The sequence below is a fragment of the Mycobacterium aquaticum genome, assembly GCF_002086485.1.
Taxonomy (GTDB): domain Bacteria; phylum Actinomycetota; class Actinomycetes; order Mycobacteriales; family Mycobacteriaceae; genus Mycobacterium; species Mycobacterium aquaticum.
Genome location: NZ_MVHF01000014.1, coordinates 45,386 through 61,058 on the forward strand (window position 1 = coordinate 45,386; position 15,673 = coordinate 61,058).

The 15,673-nt window shown below is 65.9% G+C and carries 16 protein-coding genes, 1 tRNA gene and 1 pseudogene; 11 read left to right on the forward strand and 7 right to left on the reverse strand.

Annotation, left to right across the window (positions count from 1 at the left end; all coding sequences use genetic code 11):
* Positions 1-29 precede the first annotated feature (29 nt).
* Complete coding sequence (locus tag BST13_RS15670; RefSeq protein WP_083164948.1) at positions 30-575, reverse strand: hypothetical protein; 546 nt, start codon at positions 573-575, stop codon at positions 30-32.
* Positions 576-862: 287 nt separating this feature from the next.
* Between BST13_RS15670 and BST13_RS15675 the strand changes: the two genes are divergently transcribed.
* The 3 genes from BST13_RS15675 to BST13_RS15685 all read left to right on the forward strand — a co-directional run bounded on the left by BST13_RS15675 (position 863) and on the right by BST13_RS15685 (position 4,126).
* Positions 863-1,447, forward strand: coding sequence for an Rv1733c family protein (locus tag BST13_RS15675; protein ID WP_083164949.1), 585 nt, complete (start codon positions 863-865; stop codon positions 1,445-1,447).
* A gap of 304 nt (positions 1,448-1,751) precedes the next feature.
* The gene (locus BST13_RS38705; protein WP_142282794.1) at positions 1,752-3,941 is read left to right on the forward strand and encodes a hypothetical protein; all 2,190 of its coding nucleotides are present in this window, start codon (positions 1,752-1,754) and stop codon (positions 3,939-3,941) included.
* 112 nt (positions 3,942-4,053) lie between these two features.
* Positions 4,054-4,126: transfer RNA gene (locus BST13_RS15685), tRNA-Arg, on the forward strand.
* Positions 4,127-4,415: 289 nt separating this feature from the next.
* Here the strand turns inward: BST13_RS15685 and BST13_RS15690 are convergent.
* Both BST13_RS15690 and BST13_RS15695 read right to left on the reverse strand, forming a co-directional pair.
* A complete protein-coding gene (locus tag BST13_RS15690; protein WP_083164951.1) occupies positions 4,416-4,832 on the reverse strand; it encodes a hypothetical protein in 417 nt (138 codons plus the stop codon).
* 64 nt (positions 4,833-4,896) lie between these two features.
* Positions 4,897-5,130, reverse strand: coding sequence for a hypothetical protein (locus BST13_RS15695; RefSeq protein ID WP_083164952.1), 234 nt, complete (start codon positions 5,128-5,130; stop codon positions 4,897-4,899).
* Here BST13_RS15695 and BST13_RS15700 point away from each other — a divergent pair.
* The 7 genes from BST13_RS15700 to BST13_RS15730 all read left to right on the forward strand — a co-directional run bounded on the left by BST13_RS15700 (position 5,125) and on the right by BST13_RS15730 (position 12,164).
* Positions 5,125-6,315, forward strand: coding sequence for an RtcB family protein (locus tag BST13_RS15700; protein ID WP_083164953.1), 1,191 nt, complete (start codon positions 5,125-5,127; stop codon positions 6,313-6,315). The two genes, BST13_RS15695 and BST13_RS15700, sit on opposite strands and share 6 nt — an antisense overlap.
* A 4-nt stretch (positions 6,316-6,319) precedes the next feature.
* Positions 6,320-6,919 carry a class I SAM-dependent methyltransferase gene (locus tag BST13_RS15705; RefSeq protein WP_245839646.1) on the forward strand — a complete coding sequence of 200 codons (600 nt, stop codon included), beginning with the start codon at positions 6,320-6,322 and terminating at the stop codon, positions 6,917-6,919.
* A gap of 546 nt (positions 6,920-7,465) precedes the next feature.
* The gene (locus BST13_RS15710) at positions 7,466-8,026 is read left to right on the forward strand and encodes a hypothetical protein (protein ID WP_083164954.1); all 561 of its coding nucleotides are present in this window, start codon (positions 7,466-7,468) and stop codon (positions 8,024-8,026) included.
* 201 nt (positions 8,027-8,227) lie between these two features.
* Positions 8,228-8,458, forward strand: coding sequence for a hypothetical protein (locus BST13_RS15715; protein ID WP_083164955.1), 231 nt, complete (start codon positions 8,228-8,230; stop codon positions 8,456-8,458).
* A gap of 80 nt (positions 8,459-8,538) precedes the next feature.
* Positions 8,539-9,768, forward strand: coding sequence for an acetyl-CoA acetyltransferase (locus BST13_RS15720; protein WP_083164956.1), 1,230 nt, complete (start codon positions 8,539-8,541; stop codon positions 9,766-9,768).
* A 2-nt stretch (positions 9,769-9,770) separates the two neighbouring features.
* On the forward strand, positions 9,771-11,270 hold the full coding sequence (locus tag BST13_RS15725) for a carotenoid oxygenase family protein (protein WP_083165033.1): 1,500 nt from the start codon (positions 9,771-9,773) through the stop codon (positions 11,268-11,270).
* A gap of 24 nt (positions 11,271-11,294) precedes the next feature.
* Complete coding sequence (locus BST13_RS15730) at positions 11,295-12,164, forward strand: winged helix-turn-helix transcriptional regulator (RefSeq protein ID WP_083165034.1); 870 nt, start codon at positions 11,295-11,297, stop codon at positions 12,162-12,164.
* Here BST13_RS15730 and BST13_RS15735 read toward each other — a convergent pair.
* The gene (locus BST13_RS15735) at positions 12,149-12,748 is read right to left on the reverse strand and encodes a GNAT family N-acetyltransferase (protein WP_083164957.1); all 600 of its coding nucleotides are present in this window, start codon (positions 12,746-12,748) and stop codon (positions 12,149-12,151) included. The genes BST13_RS15730 and BST13_RS15735 overlap by 16 nt on opposite strands.
* Positions 12,745-13,164 carry a hypothetical protein gene (locus BST13_RS15740; protein WP_083164958.1) on the reverse strand — a complete coding sequence of 140 codons (420 nt, stop codon included), beginning with the start codon at positions 13,162-13,164 and terminating at the stop codon, positions 12,745-12,747. The genes BST13_RS15735 and BST13_RS15740 overlap by 4 nt, the downstream gene beginning before the upstream one ends.
* Positions 13,165-13,183: 19 nt before the next feature.
* On the opposite strand from BST13_RS15740, the pseudogene BST13_RS15745 reads away from it, so the two are divergent.
* A pseudogene (locus BST13_RS15745) lies at positions 13,184-13,636 on the forward strand (cupin domain-containing protein).
* On the opposite strand, the gene BST13_RS15750 reads toward BST13_RS15745, so the two are convergent.
* On the reverse strand, positions 13,611-14,384 hold the full coding sequence (locus BST13_RS15750) for a VOC family protein (protein WP_083164959.1): 774 nt from the start codon (positions 14,382-14,384) through the stop codon (positions 13,611-13,613). The pseudogene BST13_RS15745 and the gene BST13_RS15750 overlap by 26 nt on opposite strands.
* Positions 14,385-14,456: 72 nt before the next feature.
* Positions 14,457-15,656 carry a dihydrolipoamide acetyltransferase family protein gene (locus BST13_RS15755; protein WP_211296101.1) on the reverse strand — a complete coding sequence of 400 codons (1,200 nt, stop codon included), beginning with the start codon at positions 15,654-15,656 and terminating at the stop codon, positions 14,457-14,459.
* Positions 15,657-15,673: the final 17 nt, after the last annotated feature.

The following is a 15,673-nucleotide window of genomic DNA, read 5'->3' on the forward strand; positions in this document are numbered from 1 at the left end:
TGCCAGTCACGGACACGTCTATACACGCCTCAGGAGAACAGCGGGAGCCGCCAGAGAGGCTGTCCGTGGTCGAGCATCCACAGCCGCCGGGCATTCACCCGCACCAAGCTCACGGATCCGGCGATGAGGACGATAGCCAGGGCACCGCCCAGCACCGCGGTCAACACCGACGCGAACATATCGCCGGGACCCGCCGTCGTGACGTCGAACCAGGCGTCGCACAGCAGCAGGATGCCCGTGGTGAAGGCCGGAAACACCAGCACTTGACGATGCATCCACGTCAGGATCGCGGTCGCCGCCATGAAGAAGACGAGCACGCTGTCGAATCCAACCCACGTCAACGGCCAATCCCGCACGGTGTAGTTCTGTGGCAACGTCACAGACAGGTAGATGATCCAAGGAATCATGAAGATCGCTCCGCCGGTCATCAGGCCCAGATGCGCTTGCTTGAGCCGTGCCGGCAGGCTGCGGGGTTGGAGTTCCTCGAGAGGACGCTCCAGGCGTTGAATCAGCTCACGCCGCTGCGACGCAGTCATCTCGGCGATCTGCGTATCGGTCAGGATGTCATCTGTCATCGCCGTTGCCCGTTTGCCACTCAACCCATCCGGCTGGGCATCCGAACCGACGCCCAGTGTCCCCCCACACTAACCACCGGCGTCGGACTTCAGGCCGAATTGCGGGCAACCAGGACTGTCACAGGCAACGAGATCGCCTGCCGCAGAATCTGTCTGGCACAGTGGGAATAAGCGTCGCGATGGCCGCTGTCCCGGAAGATGGGACTTTCGACCCTGTGGTCGCGGCCGCGATCGGCGGAGTGTGGACTGTGTCGGGTGGCTGCCGACTGGGTATACGAGGAGGGATCATGGAGACCTTCACGCTCAACGCCGGAACCTGGATCCGCCGGCTCGCGACCCACGGCCCGCTGGTCCGCACGAGCGATCGAGTGGAGGCCGCCGTCGCCTTCCTTGTCCTGATCTTGGTCCTCCTCGCCGTGCCCGTCGCCGGGGCACTCGGAACGACGGCCTACGACACTCGCGTACACGAGTACGCCGCGCAACGGCTCACCAGCCACCGCATCGACGCGATCACCACGGACGACAGCTCACCGAGCAAGATGCGCTACCAAGACGCGTACGTGACCCAGGTCCAGTGGCAGTTCGCAGGCAAGCAGTACATCGACACCATCCGGACACCGGTGAGGTTGAAACCGGGCGACCACAAGTCCATTTGGGTCGACGCGGCAGGGAATCGGACCGTCGCACCCCTCACCGACCATGACGCGGCGATCGACGCGGTCGGCATCGCGATCGCCTCATGGCTGGCCGTCGCCGGAGCGGGTGCGGCAATGCTCGTCGTGGTGCGCAGCCAGGCCAACCGGCACCGCTACGCCGGTTGGGACCGTGAGCTCGAGGATCTGGCCGACAACGGGCGAACCAACCGTAGCTGAGCGGACCTGGCCGCGTTCGGCGACGCGCTCCTCTCACCTCGAACAGCAAGTGGCACCGGCGCTTCCGGCTATCCGCGGCGTCATCGAGAGACTTGCTGTGCGTACCTATGTGCGGGCTGTGGATTGATGAGAATTTCTCTTCGGAACTGGCGCAGGGAGCCACTCGTCGTAGAATTTTAGTTGCGCTTAGTACTTGCGGCGGCCCCCATGTCCCCGCCGCAGATCAACAGCCATTTCAACACTGGAAATCGCGCGGTCGGGAGCGACGCGATGCGGCCGGTTGGCCGTAGTTGAGGAGGTCGACATGTCGACTCTCAGTCCCCTGCCCCTGCGGGAGAATGTCATGCCACCCGTCGAGCCGACGTCGCGGTGGCGCAGGCTGGTCCCCCGCTCACGCCGGGGCAAAACCGCCGTCGCCGGCGGAATGTCCGTGCTGCTCGTCGCAGGCCTACTGGGCGCGACCTACGAGACTTCACCCGGCGGCACCCTGTGGGGTGTCGAGAAGACCATTTTCCCCGCGCACGCCCAAGACGTTGCCCTCACCGCCGTCGTGAACGATCTGAAGAACGCCCAGGACATTCTCGGCAGCGGACAGCAGCCCACCGCCGAACAGCTGACCGAGGCCCGCAACTATCTCAATCAGGCCAAGCAGGACCTGGACTACCTGTCTCCGTCGCCCCAGCGGACCAACCTGCAGAACCTCTATTTGCAACTGACGCAACAACTTCTGCAGTACACGCCCGACTCGGCGCAGCAACTGCCCGCGCTGCCTGCGCCCCCTGCGCCGGCACCCCAGGCTGCCGCCGACCCGGGCAGCGCGCCGCAGTCGGCCGACGTGGCATTGACCGGCGCGACCGCACCGACGTGGGGCTACCCGATCACGGATCAGTCCGGCACCGCGGCACCCTACGACTACGGCCCACCGCCGCCCGACGTCCCGGACGCTCCCGCGGCCGACTGGCCGCAGCCTTACGCGCCTCCGCTGACACCGAATCTGCAAGACCTCGGTTACTACGACCCGTCGTGGGGACCGCTCTACGGCTACGACCCCACCAATTGGTACAACTACGACCTCGGCGGCTACAACCAGTACGGCTACGACTTCCTCGGCTTCGACCGGTGGGGTTACGACCGCTGGGGCTATGACCGGTGGGGCTACGACCGCTGGGGATACAACTGGGCCGGCTACAACTGGTCCGGCTACGACCGCGACGGCTGGGACCGCGACGGCTGCAACGAGTGGGGCCAACATCGCGGTCATCCCGGTGACCCACGGGATGTGGACTGGTACAACCGCCACCACCCGTACGCGCAGTACTACCAGTGGCGGTTCCGCCATGACGACCCCGTGTATCACCGCACCCAGTGGGACCAGGAACACGGATTCAACCCATACCTGTACCAGAACTGGAACATGAACCGGGACTGGCACAATCCGCGCAACCGCGACTGGGCGCCGACCACCTCTGTGGTGAGTGCGGTCAACTCGGTCACCAACGTCAACATCCATGCGTCGGCTCCCGTGGTCAACCTGAATGCCTCACTCACCCAGTTCATCTCCAATGACAAGGTGACGACCACGTCCGGGACGCTGATGAAAGACCTGGCGAACAAGTCGACCCGCGACTTCACCAGAGAGCTCGCTCCGCGCATCGTCACCCCGGTCACGTCGCTGCCCCCGGCGGCTGCGGAGAAACTGCTTGCCACGCCCGTGGCTGATCACCAATCATTCTTCGCACCACCGGCATTGACGGCCCCGGCGCCCACAGCGCCGCCGTCGAAGGTGGCACCCGGGTTCACCGCACCCAAGGTCGCGCCGGTGCCTGACTTCACGCCGCCGACGGTCAAACCGCAAGGCAAGCCTGGGCCAGCGGTGATCCCGCCGAAGGCCGGCTCGCCGAACCCTGACGCGCAGATCCCTACTGTCATACCGCCGGCCGAGCCGAAACCTGCGAGCCCGCCCGCAGTTCCGGCGCCGGACAACCAGGCGATTCCCGTGCCGAAGGCCCCGCCGTCAGAGGCGCCTGTACCGGACGCCCCGGCTCACCCGGTAGCACCCGTCCCCCAGGAGCCACAACAACAGCGGGCCACACCGGAACCACCGGTGCAGCATGAGGCTCCGGCTCCCGAATGGCAGGCGCCGGCTCCAGCTCCCGAGGCTCCGGCTCCGGAGGCTCCGGTCCGGCAGAAGCCCGTTCGCCAGGCGCCTGTTCCCGAGGCCCCGGCCGAGCAGAAGCCGGTTCAGCAGGCGCCGGTGGAGGAAGCCCCCGCTCCACAGCGGCCTGTCTGGCAGGCGCCACCGGTACACGAGGCCTCGCCCGTCCAACAGGCACCGCCGGTGCATGAAGCGCCGGTCCAGCAGGCACCGCCGGTGCATGAAGCGCCGCCGGTGCATGAAGCGCCACCACCGCCGCCTCAGCGCTCTGCTCCGGAGCCCCGTCAGGCCCCCGCCCCACGGGCACCTGCGTGCACACCCCCGTTCTGCACGAGGTAACGAGCGCTTGTCGTCCGCCGGCCCAGGTCAGTGTCCCCCGATTCCACTGATCCAGGGCCGGCCGACTAGCATGAGGCGTTCCTCTGGTTGGCGCCTACCCCGGTAGGCCCCGGCCCCCGTAGCTCAGGGGATAGAGCACGGCTCTCCTAAAGCCGGTGTCGCAGGTTCGAATCCTGCCGGGGGCACTCTGTGTAGAACGTGAGCAGCTTGAGCCACATCCGTCACACCAGCACCTCAGAACTTTTGGGTATTAGCCGTAGAAACCCGCTACCACCCGCGGTATCAGACTTTTTGATACCACCGGCGGTGGCGCATTTTCGGGTCGGTGTGTGCTTCGAGATTCGCGAGGCGCCGAGGGCGGAGAGCGGCAGCATTCGACGACCTTCCCGCATTGATCGGGCGCGGGCTACATTCGGCAACTCGGGTGGTCCCGGAACTGACTGGTGCCCCGACTTCGCTCAGAGCGTTTCGTCGTCAAACCGAGCTTTCACCCGGCTTCGCATAACGCAATTCGCCGGGCAGTTGCTCGAAGTACTGGCGGGTGTACTCGTCATGGGATAGCACCAGGGTTTCAGTCGGGCTGTGGATGTCGACATACTGGTGACCCGGTCGGTCAGATTCCCGGAAGCTGGCGAGGTATTCCTCGACCTCGACAGCCCTGGCACAGTCAAGCTGCCACACGACGAGGTCATCACTCAACTCGATGTCGGCCGCACCAGCTTGTATGCGGAATTCCTGGACGACTCCGTCGCATTCGAACCGCGCTTGGCCACCCTGCAGCGCGTCTTTGAGCGCCTTAAGGACCACCTTCACTCCCGGGGTGTCCATCGCCAGCAACACGACATCCTCGTACCCGAATCCGGGCGCGAACTGCACATGGATGAAGCTCATGGTTCCCCTCTGGGAATGGACTTTTCATCAGAGTGCGGCCGGGTTGATCCTTGCCCAGCACCTGTCAGATGTTGATACCACGCTGGCGCGTTTCCGGAACGGTGCGTGCCTCCAGTGCGGCGAGCCGGAGGTCGAGCCGGGCGTGACGGCCCGCGGTGCCGCGGACTGGTTGATCACGCGCAATGATATTGCCTTGCAGCTGTTCGCCGTTCAGCGTGACCGCTCCCAGTCCACAGGCATGGGTCAAATATTGGCGCGAATTTCGGTCGACAGGTACGGGACAATCGATGCCATGCATCAGATCGACGGCCTCAAGCTGCTCAACTTCGCCTCGCACATCGATGACAACACCATCGAGCAGGCGAAAGAGACTGCGGCGATGCCGTTTGTGCATCCACACGTCGCGCTGATGCCCGACGCACACAGCGGCAAGGGTTCGGCCGTGGGCACCGTCATCCCGACCATCGACGCCGTCATCCCGGCCGCGGTCGGCGTCGACATCGGATGCGGCATGATCGCCGCCCGCACGGTCTACACCGAATCCGATTTGGAGGGACGCGACCTCGCGGATCTGCGTGAGGCGATCGAGCGCGCCATCCCGTTGTCCCCGGGCAACTACAACGCCGACATCGACCGCTTCAGGTTCACTCGCGATCGGCTTGCCGACCTCGAAGAGCGGGCACGTACCGAGAACATCGACCTGTCGCACTCACCGAAGTGGCGCGAGCAGCTCGGATCACTCGGTGGCGGTAACCATTTCATCGAACTGTGCCTCGACGAGCAGCAGCGCGTGTGGATGTTCCTGCATTCCGGGTCGCGGGGTGTCGGCAACAAGATCGCGCAGAAGCACATCAAGATTGCGCAGCGGCTGTGCAAGAGCTGGTGGATCGAGCTGCCGAACCCGGACCTGGCGTACCTGCCGCAGTCGACGCCCGAATTTTCCTGCTACATCAGGGAATTGCATTGGGCGCAGCGCTTCGCGCTGGAGAATCGTGCCGAGATGATGGACCGGTTCCGCACGGTGCTGGCTGCGTGGATGGGCATCGACGCGAACGGCGCTGCGGACATCGAGGTCGATCGAGTGAATTGCCACCATAACTACACCCAGAAGGAGCAGCATGGCGGCCGGGATGTGTGGTTGACCCGCAAGGGCGCCGTCGATGCCCACGAAGGGGTCCGGGCGGTCATTCCGGGCTCGATGGGCACCCGCTCATACATCGTGCGCGGCAAGGGAAATGCCGCTGGACTGTGCTCGGCTCCGCATGGCGCCGGCCGCAGGTTCTCCCGTACCGAGGCGCGCCGCCGCTTCACCGCCGAGGATCTTGCCGCGCGGATGCAGGGCATCGAATACCGCCACGGCGCCGAATGGGTCGACGAGATCCCCGATGCGTACAAGGACATCGATCAGGTGATGGCCGACGCCGCCGACCTCGTGGAGGTGGAACACCAACTGCGCCAAGTGCTCAACGTGAAGGGCACTTGAGACGGTGCGGGATCGCCACGATCGCTGGAATCACAACACGCACTACTACGGCATGGTGCTGTCAGCAGCCCCACCCGGAGCCAGAACCGCGCTCGACGTGGGCACCGGGGACGGGCTGCTGGCCGCGCGCCTGCGCGCCACGATTCCCGATGTCACCGGGATCGATTCCGATGCCGAGGTCATCGGTCGCGCGCGGGACAACGATGCCGGGGTCAATTGGGTCGTCGGCGACGTCATGACGTTCCCGCTACCCGAGGACCACTACGACCTCGTCGCAGCGGTTGCGACGCTGCACCATCTCCCCGACCTCGCGGGCGGTCTGGCACGGCTGGCCGACCTGACCGCCCCGGGTGGAACACTGGTCGTGATCGGTTGCGCCCGCAGCTCGACCGTGACCGACTACGCCATGGAAGCCGTCGGCGCCGTCCAACACCGGTTTTATTCGCGCACTCGGGGGTATTGGCAGCACAGCGCGCCGGTGGTGATGGAGTTCCCCCACACCTACGGCCAGGTGAGGAAGATCGCTGCGGCAGCGCTGCCCGGCATGCAGTGGCGGCGACTTCCGCTCTGGCGCTATGCGATCACGTGGCGTAAGCCCCGGTGATCCGCTGGCCGATGCCCGGCGAATCACATATGTGTAATTCATCCCCAGTGTGGATAGAGCCTGTGGATGGCTTCATCGTGCCCGCAGGTACCGACACGCGGGCAGGCCCGAGACTCCTTCCCAATGCAGGGACACACGCTTCACATACGGGCTACCAGGCGTAACGCCGATTGGAGGCGACCACATCACGGCCCGAACCACCCCGCCCCACCGATCAGCCATTTTGGGCAGTGGTAGCGTCCGCCTATCTGTTGTGTGTGGCGAGGGGCACTAAATGGCAGGTCTTATAGTCGACGGCGCGGGTTTGAGCGCGGGCGCAGCAAGCAGTGCAGACATCGCGGACAGACTTGCCGCAAGTGCGGAAGGCAACTCACGTCCGGGTGGCCAGCCCAGCCATGCAGGGGTCTCCGCGTTCGGCGCGGCCGTCGCATCGGTCCGGATTCGTCAATCGGCCCGCATGAGCACCCACCACGCAGCAATGCGCACAGCAGTGATCCGCTATGCCGACACCGACGATGAAGGTGCCGGTGCGATTGCCAGGACGGTATGAGCCCGGCCGCTTCTCCGGAACCGGTTCTCCCCTCCCGTTCGCAGATCGAGAACTGGGACACGTCGCATCTACAGGCGGCAGCAAACCGGTGGCGCACCTCTGCCAGCGAGTCGGACACGCTGTTCGCCCAGCACCGGCTGAACGTCGCGACGCCGGCAGGTAGCGAGTGGGAAGGCGCAGCCAAGGACGCCGCGCTGGACCGGGTCACCGCTGACGCAGCGGTGGTGCGCAATCACGCCGACGTCATCGTGGAGGCCGCCGATATCGCCGAGAACGGCATGGTCGACATCCACGCGGCCCAACAAAAGGTCCTCGAAGCAATCGCCGAGGCCGAAGCCGACGGCTTCAAGGTCAACGATGACCTCTCGGTGCGCGACACCCGGCGGGCCGACCTCTCCAACATGGCTGCCCGCCATACAGCGGCGCGCGTCTACGCCGAAGACATCCGCTGGAACGCCGAACGGCTGGTTGCCGCCGACACCTTCGTCAGTGAGCGCCTCCAGGCCAAAGCCGGCGAACTCGACGACATCAAGTTCGATGACGAGCACCACCATTGACCACCGCTGTCTCGCCACGCGCAACGGCAATTTCCACCCTGCAAACGTTGACAGGGCAATAACTAGTGAAGTTCCTGTGAGAGCAAAGCCATTGCCAGACTTCATCAAACCCGCTGGTGAGGAATTTCTTGAGGTGTACTAAGGTTATTCACAGACGGGGGTCTTGAGCTCGTACAGGCAATACAAACCCGGAGGTGGGGAATGATCTCGAAACTGACGCGGGCCGCTGTGATCGGGCTGGGCGCGCTGGCGGTGCCGGTCGGCATTGCAGTCGCAGGTGCGGCACCGGCATCCGCCGGCCCTGATGTGTGCGTGAGTGGGCCGTTCGGCTACGCCTACGCATGCGTCGACACCCCGGGCTGGGGTGGTTGGTACGGCGACGGGCCACGTTGGCGCGGCCACGGCCACGGCCACGGCGGCTGGGACGACTGAGTCGGCTTAACCGGAGGTTGCACAAACAACCTCCGGTTAAATCGGCCCAGTCACTCTCTTAGTTGTAGTAACCTCCGCCCATGGAGAACGTCTGGATTGTGGGCGGATACCAGAGTGACTTTGCTCGTAATTTCTCGCGCGAGGAGCTCGACTTCGCGGACCTGACTTGCGAAGTCGTCGACAACACCCTGGCTGCGGGGAAGATCAAGGCTGCCGACATCGGCGTCGTCCATGTCGCGAACGCGTTCGGCGAGCTCTTTGCTCAGCAAGCCCATCTGGGAGCGATGCCCGCCACCGTGCACGAGGAATTGTGGGCAACCCCGGCATCACGCCATGAAGCGGCGTGCGCATCGGGCAGCGTCGCCACGCTCGCCGCCATCGCCGATCTGCGCTCAGGGGCCTATCAGAGCGCGCTGGTGATCGGGGTGGAACTCGAGAAGACCGTGCCCGGCGACTTGGCCGCACGGCACCTCGGCACAGCGGCCTGGACCGACCATGAAGGCGCCGAGGCGAAGTTCCTGTGGCCGTCGATGTTCTCGGCGGTAGCCGATGAGTACGACCGCCGCTACGGCCTGCTCACCGCCCATCTGGATGCCATCGCCACCCTGAATTACCGCAATGCCCGGGCCAATCCGAATGCCCAGACCCGCGATTGGACGGTGCCTGATCTGACCGCCGACGACGAAGTCGCCAATCCCCTTGTGGAGGGCAGGATTCGACGCTTCGACTGCAGCCAGATGACCGACGGTGGAGCCGGTGTGGTGCTCGTCACCGACAGTTTCCTGCGCGAGCATCCACGCGCCCGGCCCCTTGGGCACATCTCAGGCTGGGGCCACCGCACCGTGGGGCTCGGTCTGCAGCAGAAGTTCGACCGCGCCGACGAATCCACCGACGTTAATCCCTACCTGCTGCCCCACGTGCGCAGCGCAGTGCAGGACGCATTCAATCGGGCGCACGTCACGCTCGACGACGTCGACGGATTCGAAGTGCACGACTGCTTCACCCCCAGCGAGTACCTGGCCATCGACCACATCGGGCTCACCGGCCCGGGCGAGTCGTGGAAGGCCATCGAGAACGGGGAGATCGAAATCGGCGGGCGGTTGCCGATCAACCCGAGCGGAGGCTTGATCGGAGGCGGGCACCCGGTCGGGGCATCAGGGGTCCGCATGTTGCTCGATGCAGCCAAGCAGGTCAGCGGAAAGGCGGGCGGTTATCAGGTGGACGGCGCAAAAACCTTCGGTACGTTGAACTTCGGCGGCAGCACCGCCACCACGGTCAGCTTCGTCGTCGCGGGGAGTTCGGCCGCGTGACCGTGCATCCGGAAGTCGTCGCCAAGTACCTGTCCACGCTGCCCGACGACGATGACCACCCGTATCGCACCGGGCCGTGGCGGCCACAGACCACCGAGTGGAACGCCGACGATCTCCCGGTGGTCGACGGTGAGATCCCCGCCGACCTCGACGGCGTCTACCTGCGCAACACCGAGAACCCACTGCACCCCGCATTCAAGGTGTATCACCCGTTCGACGGTGACGGCATGCTGCACATCGTCGGATTCCGCGACGGAAAGGCCTTCTACCGCAACAGGTTCATCCGCACCGACGGCTTCCTGGCCGAGAACGATGCGGGCGGTCCGCTGTGGCCGGGCATCGCCGAACCCGTCAATCTCGCGCAACGCGACTACGGCTGGGGTGCACGCACATTGATGAAGGACGCGTCGAGCACCGATGTCACCGTGCACCGCGGTGTCGCCCTGAGCAGCTTCTACCAATGCGGGGACCTCTACCGCGTCGACCCGTGCACGGGCGACATGCTCGGAAAAGAAGACTGGGCCGGTGCGTTCCCGAAAGATCTGGGCGTGTCGGCGCATCCGAAGGCCGACGACCGCACCGGCGAGCTGCTGTTCTTCAACTACGGCAAGCAGGCGCCGTACATGCACTACGGCGTGGTCGACGACACCAACCGGCTGGTGCACTACGTAGACGTCGAGCTGCCCGGCCCGCGCCTGCCGCACGACATGGCATTCACCGAGAACTACGTGATTCTCAACGACTTTCCGTTGTTCTGGGATGCCGGTCTGCTCAAGCTCAACGCTCACGTCCCGCGTCTGCACCGGGACCTGCCGTCGCGGTTCGCCATCCTGCCGCGCCGAGGTCGCCCGGGCCAGATCAGGTGGTTCGAGGCCGACCCCACCTACGTGCTGCACTTCACTAACGCCTTCGAGGACGGCGACGAGATCGTGCTCGACGGGTTCTTCCAGGGCTCGCCGGAGCCCGCCGACGATGGGATCGATCACGGGATGAGCCCACGCTGGCAGCGGTTCTTCCGGTACCTGTCCCTCGACGGGATGCAGACCCGCCTGCACCGGTGGCGGTTCAACCTGGTCACCGGCGCCACCCGCGAAGAGCAATTGTCCGAAAGCCTCACCGAATTCGGCATGATCAACCCCGATTACGCCGGGCGCGACTACCGCTATACCTATGCAGCCACGGGCAAGCCGGGCTGGTTCCTGTTCGACGGGCTCGTCCGCCACGACCTGCACACCGGATCGGAGGAACGGTTCGCGTTCGAGGACGGCGTGTACGGCAGCGAGACGGCGATGGCCCCGCGAGCCGGCGGGGCCGGTGAAGACGACGGCTATCTGGTGACCATCACCACCGACATGGTCGCCGACGCGTCCTACTGCCTGGTGTTCGACGCGGCCCGGGTCGCCGATGGGCCGGTGTGCAAACTGGCTCTGCCGGAACGTGTTTCCAGCGGTACCCACTGCACCTGGGCATCGGGTGCCGAGCTGCGCCGGTGGCGGATCTAGGTGCAGCCCAATGCCGTCGGCCGCATGCTCGGCCTACTCGGTGACGAATGGACTCTGCTGGTCGCGCAGCAGGCAATGCTGGGAGCCACGCGTTACACAGAGTTCATGGCACGACTGCCGATCTCCAACTCGGTGCTGACGCGTCGTCTGGGCACGATGACACGCGAGGGCCTGCTCGAACGCCATGAGTACCAGCAGAACCCGTCACGGTTCGAGTACCGGCTCACCAAGCGCGGCTGGTCACTGTGGCTGATGCTGGTCTCCATCTGGGAGTGGGAACGCCGATGGGTGCCCGAGCACACCGAGACACTGCCTGCCATGTATCACCGCGGCTGCGGTGCTGCGTGTTCTCCCGTCCTCACCTGCCGGGACTGCGGCGCGACGACGAACGAGAAAACCCTTACCGCGCAATGGGGTCCGAGCGGTTCGTGGCAGCGCTCGATGCCCGTCGAATCCACCCGCCGGCGCACCCACACCGACCGGGCTCACGGCCAGCCCGACCTGTTCCCCCAGACGATGAGCATCCTGGGCAACCGGTGGTCGTTCGCCATCCTGGTCGCGAGCTTCGTCGGCATCAGCCGATTCAGCACATACCAAGAGCAACTCGGACCGCCACCGGGATCGCTGACCGACCGGCTGCAGATCCTCACCTCCTACGGCGTGCTTGAGACCGGCGACGGCCGCTACCGCCTCACAGAGAAGGGCCGCGCGGTATTGCCGATTCTGGTCACTGCACTGGACTGGGCTCAACGTTGGTACACCACCCCCGAAGGACCTGCAGTCTTGTTGACCCACACCAGCTGTGGCGCGGGATTCACCGCCGCGTTGAGGTGCGACCACTGCGGAGAACCGTTGCGGGTGGGCGCTGTCGGGGTCGGTCAGTCCGCGAGCTGACCGAGCCGGAATTTCAGGTTGTTGCGTGCCGCAGGCCACTCGATGTCGAGGATCGAATACACGACGGTGTCGCGCCGCGAGCCGTCGGGCGCGATCTGGTGGCTGCGCAGCACGCCGTCCAGCTTGGCGCCCAACCGCTCGATTGCGGCCCGGCTGGCGAAGTTGAAGAAGTGGGTACGGAATTCCACTGCCACGCAGTTCAACTCGTCAAATGCGTGGCCGAGCATCAGCAGTTTGGTCTCGGCGTTGATGCCGGTGCGCCGGACATCTCGCACGTACCACGTGTGGCCGATCTCGAGCCGGCGGTTGGGTCCGTCAACATGCAGGTAGCTCGATGAGCCCACGAGCCTGCCGTCGAGGCTGCGCACCACGAAGCTCACCCCGTGGTCGGCAGCCCGCAATTCGAGCATGCGCTCGACCCACTGCTCGGCCCCACCGGGCGCCGGCGTCATCGTGTACCAGAGGGTGCCGAGCTCGCCGTCGGCGGCTGCGGCGTCGATCTCGGGGACGTGCGCGCGGGTGAGCGGCTCCAGGCGCACCCACCGCTGACCGGCCAGTTCTACGGGCTTGACGAATGCGCTCATGACCGCCCCAACGTCGAGACCAACGCCCACACCGAACACACCGCGGCACCCACTGCCAGTCCCCCTCCGACGTAAAGGCCGTAGCCCGCCGCCACGGGCGGCTTGACGTTGAGGGTGTAGTACCAGACCGTCAGCCCGATCAACATCAGCGAAACCAGCAGCGCCGCACCCGATGCCATCCGCTCGGAAAGCCCCCGCCCGGCCATGGCGCCCGCCACGATCAGCGTCGAGCCGAGCAACACGATCAACTGCCCCGCGCCGAAGCCCTGGTGTAGCACGATGCTGCCGACCGCCCCACCGATGGCATTGGCCCGTCCACCGCCGTTGGCGCTCGTGGTCAACCACGGTAGCCACGCGACCACCACCAGGACGGCCGCGCACAGAGCTACCAGCCAACCTGGACGCAGACGCACCATAGCGACGAGACTATCGGGTGTGACGTCGCTACCGGACTGGGCCCGCGCGCTCGATCTGTCCCCACACCCGGAAGGCGGTTGGTACCGCGAAACCTGGCGCAGTGACCTGACCGTGAGCGAAGCCGCGCTGCCACCGGGCTATACCGGCCCGCGCAGCGCCGGCACCGCGATCCTGTTCCTGCTCATGCCCGGGCAGCAATCGGCCTGGCATACGGTGCGCAGTGCCGAGCTGTAGTTCCACCACCGCGGCAGCCCATTGGAACTACAGATCGGCGCCGAGCAGGACAGCGCGGCCACACACGTCCTCGGTCCCGACATCACGGCCCGGCAGCACCCGCAGTTGCTGGTCCCGCCGGGCCACTGGCAGCGGGCCAGGCCGCTCGATGACGAACCGGCCCTGGTCAGTTGTGTTGTGGTGCCGGGCTTCGACTTCGCCGACTTCGCGCTCAGCCCGGCAGAGACGTCAGATTGAACGCCGCACCGGTCGGGTCAGTCACGGCGGCCAGCCGGCCGTAGGGCGTATCCTCTGCCGGCCGTACCACCGAGCCGCCGTTCTCCACGATCAATTCGATGGTCTTGTCCACATCGTCAGCCCCGAAGAACACCGTCCACGTCGCGGGCGCACCCTCGGGCAGGAACGCGCTGCCGTCCATCACCCCGAGCTTCGGCACCCCGTCGAACAATGCTGTGCTGTACCGGAATTCGTCGGTATCAGACACCGTAGCGGTGCTCCAGCCGAACACGGTGCGGTAGAAGTCCAGCGAGCCGGCGTAGTCGCGGGTGGTCAACTGGAAGTAGGCAGGCGCACCCGCCTCGTCGGCGGCCTCGTAGCCGTCGTGCCCCGCCGGTTGCCACAGCCCGAAGAACCCGCAACCGGGGTCACTGAGCAGCGCCATCCGCCCCTTGTCGGGAATGTCCATGGTCGCGACGCAACTCTGGCCACCGGCCGCCGTCGCCGCGGCGACAGTGGCGTCGGCGTCGGCGGTGTGCAGATAGGTGGTCCACGCGTCCGGTGCGTTCCACTGCGGATCATTGCGCATGAGTCCGGCGACCGGCCGGCCACCGAGGGCAGCGTTCACGTAGCCGCCGTACTCGGGGCCTGCGGTTTCGAACGTCCAGCCGAACACCGCCCCGTAGAACTGCTGTGCGCGCTCGACGTCGGAGGTGGTCAGGTCGATCCAGATGGGCGCGCCCAGCGGCGCGCGGTCACGGGTAGCCACGATGAGGTCTCCTTCACGGTGAGTCGGTCAAACGTATCGACCGGCACCGCCGGAAAAACTCATCGCAAGCAGTCAGGTCACGATGCGCAGCGGGTTCTGCAGGAGCGCCGTCAGATCACGCAGGAAGATCGCACCGGTCGCACCGTCGATCGCGCGGTGATCAGCGGACAGCGTCAACCGCAGGATCTTGCGGGCCGCCACCTCACCGTCGATCAGGCGTAGCTCGTCGGCCGCCGCTCCCACCGCGAGGATCGCGGCCTCCGGCGGATTGATCACCGCCGCGAACTGCTCGATGCCGTACATCCCGAGATTGGAGATCGTGAAGGTGCCGCCGGACATCTCGTCGGCGCGCAGCTTTCCGATGCGGGCCCGCCCGGCCATCTCCTTGGTCTCGGTGGCGATCTGCGACACCGTCTTACGGTCGGCGTCGCGCACCACCGGAACCACCAGGCCCGCATCGACAGCGACTGCGACGCCGATGTGCACGCCGTGATGGCGGAGCAGGGTGTCACCGCCGAAGGACACGTTGACGCCCGGGTTGTTCCGAAGCGCCGACGCGACAGCGCGGACGATGAAGTCGTTGACACTGACCTTCGGGCCACCACCCGCCTGCAGGCTGTCGTTGACGGTCTTGCGGAAGGCCAACAGCTCGGTAACGTCAACGGCGGCGGTCAGATAGAAGTGCGGGGCGTTCTGCTTACTTTCGGTCAGGCGCTTGGCCGCGACGCGCTGCAGTGTGGTCAGCGGCACCTCATCGGCCGCGCTGTTGGCGGGCTGGCTTGGCGCAGCAGGGGTTTCGTCGCGGCGGGCGGCGGCGTCGACGTCCTTGCGGATGATGCGGCCCCCGGGGCCGCTGCCTGCGACGGTGGCCAGGTCGACCCCGTCGGCGTCGGCGACCTTGCGGGCCAGCGGTGATGCCTTGGGGCGGTTGGACCGCACGGCCGGGGCGGAAGGCGCCGGCGCGGAGGCGGGTTCGGGTTTCGGCGCAGCGGCCGGCGTCGACGCGGCGGGTGGCGCCGAATGCGGCGCCGTGCCGCTGCCGTCGCCGATGACCGCGATCGGGACGCCGATCGGCACTCGGTCGCCCTCGCCGGCCAGCATGTGCTCGAGGATGCCCGCGTCGTACGCCTCGAGCTCCATGATGGCTTTGTCGGTCTCGATCTCGGCGAGCACTTCACCGCGCTCTACTCGGTCACCGATCTTCTTGTGCCAGGCGATGATTACGCCGTCCTCCATGGTGTCGGAGAGGCGGGGCATGGTGATTTCAGGCACGTATGGTCCTCAACTTG

Coding starts and splice junctions, on each gene's coding strand:
- BST13_RS15670 (WP_083164948.1), bottom strand. CDS start 575: ATGACAGATGACATCCTGACCGATACGCAGATCGCCGAGATGACTGCG.
- BST13_RS15675 (WP_083164949.1), top strand. CDS start 863: ATGGAGACCTTCACGCTCAACGCCGGAACCTGGATCCGCCGGCTCGCG.
- BST13_RS38705 (WP_142282794.1), top strand. CDS start 1,752: ATGTCGACTCTCAGTCCCCTGCCCCTGCGGGAGAATGTCATGCCACCC.
- BST13_RS15690 (WP_083164951.1), bottom strand. CDS start 4,832: ATGAGCTTCATCCATGTGCAGTTCGCGCCCGGATTCGGGTACGAGGAT.
- BST13_RS15700 (WP_083164953.1), top strand. CDS start 5,125: ATGCATCAGATCGACGGCCTCAAGCTGCTCAACTTCGCCTCGCACATC.
- BST13_RS15695 (WP_083164952.1), bottom strand. CDS start 5,130: ATGCATGGCATCGATTGTCCCGTACCTGTCGACCGAAATTCGCGCCAA.
- BST13_RS15710 (WP_083164954.1), top strand. CDS start 7,466: ATGAGCCCGGCCGCTTCTCCGGAACCGGTTCTCCCCTCCCGTTCGCAG.
- BST13_RS15715 (WP_083164955.1), top strand. CDS start 8,228: ATGATCTCGAAACTGACGCGGGCCGCTGTGATCGGGCTGGGCGCGCTG.
- BST13_RS15720 (WP_083164956.1), top strand. CDS start 8,539: ATGGAGAACGTCTGGATTGTGGGCGGATACCAGAGTGACTTTGCTCGT.
- BST13_RS15730 (WP_083165034.1), top strand. CDS start 11,295: ATGCTCGGCCTACTCGGTGACGAATGGACTCTGCTGGTCGCGCAGCAG.
- BST13_RS15735 (WP_083164957.1), bottom strand. CDS start 12,748: ATGAGCGCATTCGTCAAGCCCGTAGAACTGGCCGGTCAGCGGTGGGTG.
- BST13_RS15740 (WP_083164958.1), bottom strand. CDS start 13,164: ATGGTGCGTCTGCGTCCAGGTTGGCTGGTAGCTCTGTGCGCGGCCGTC.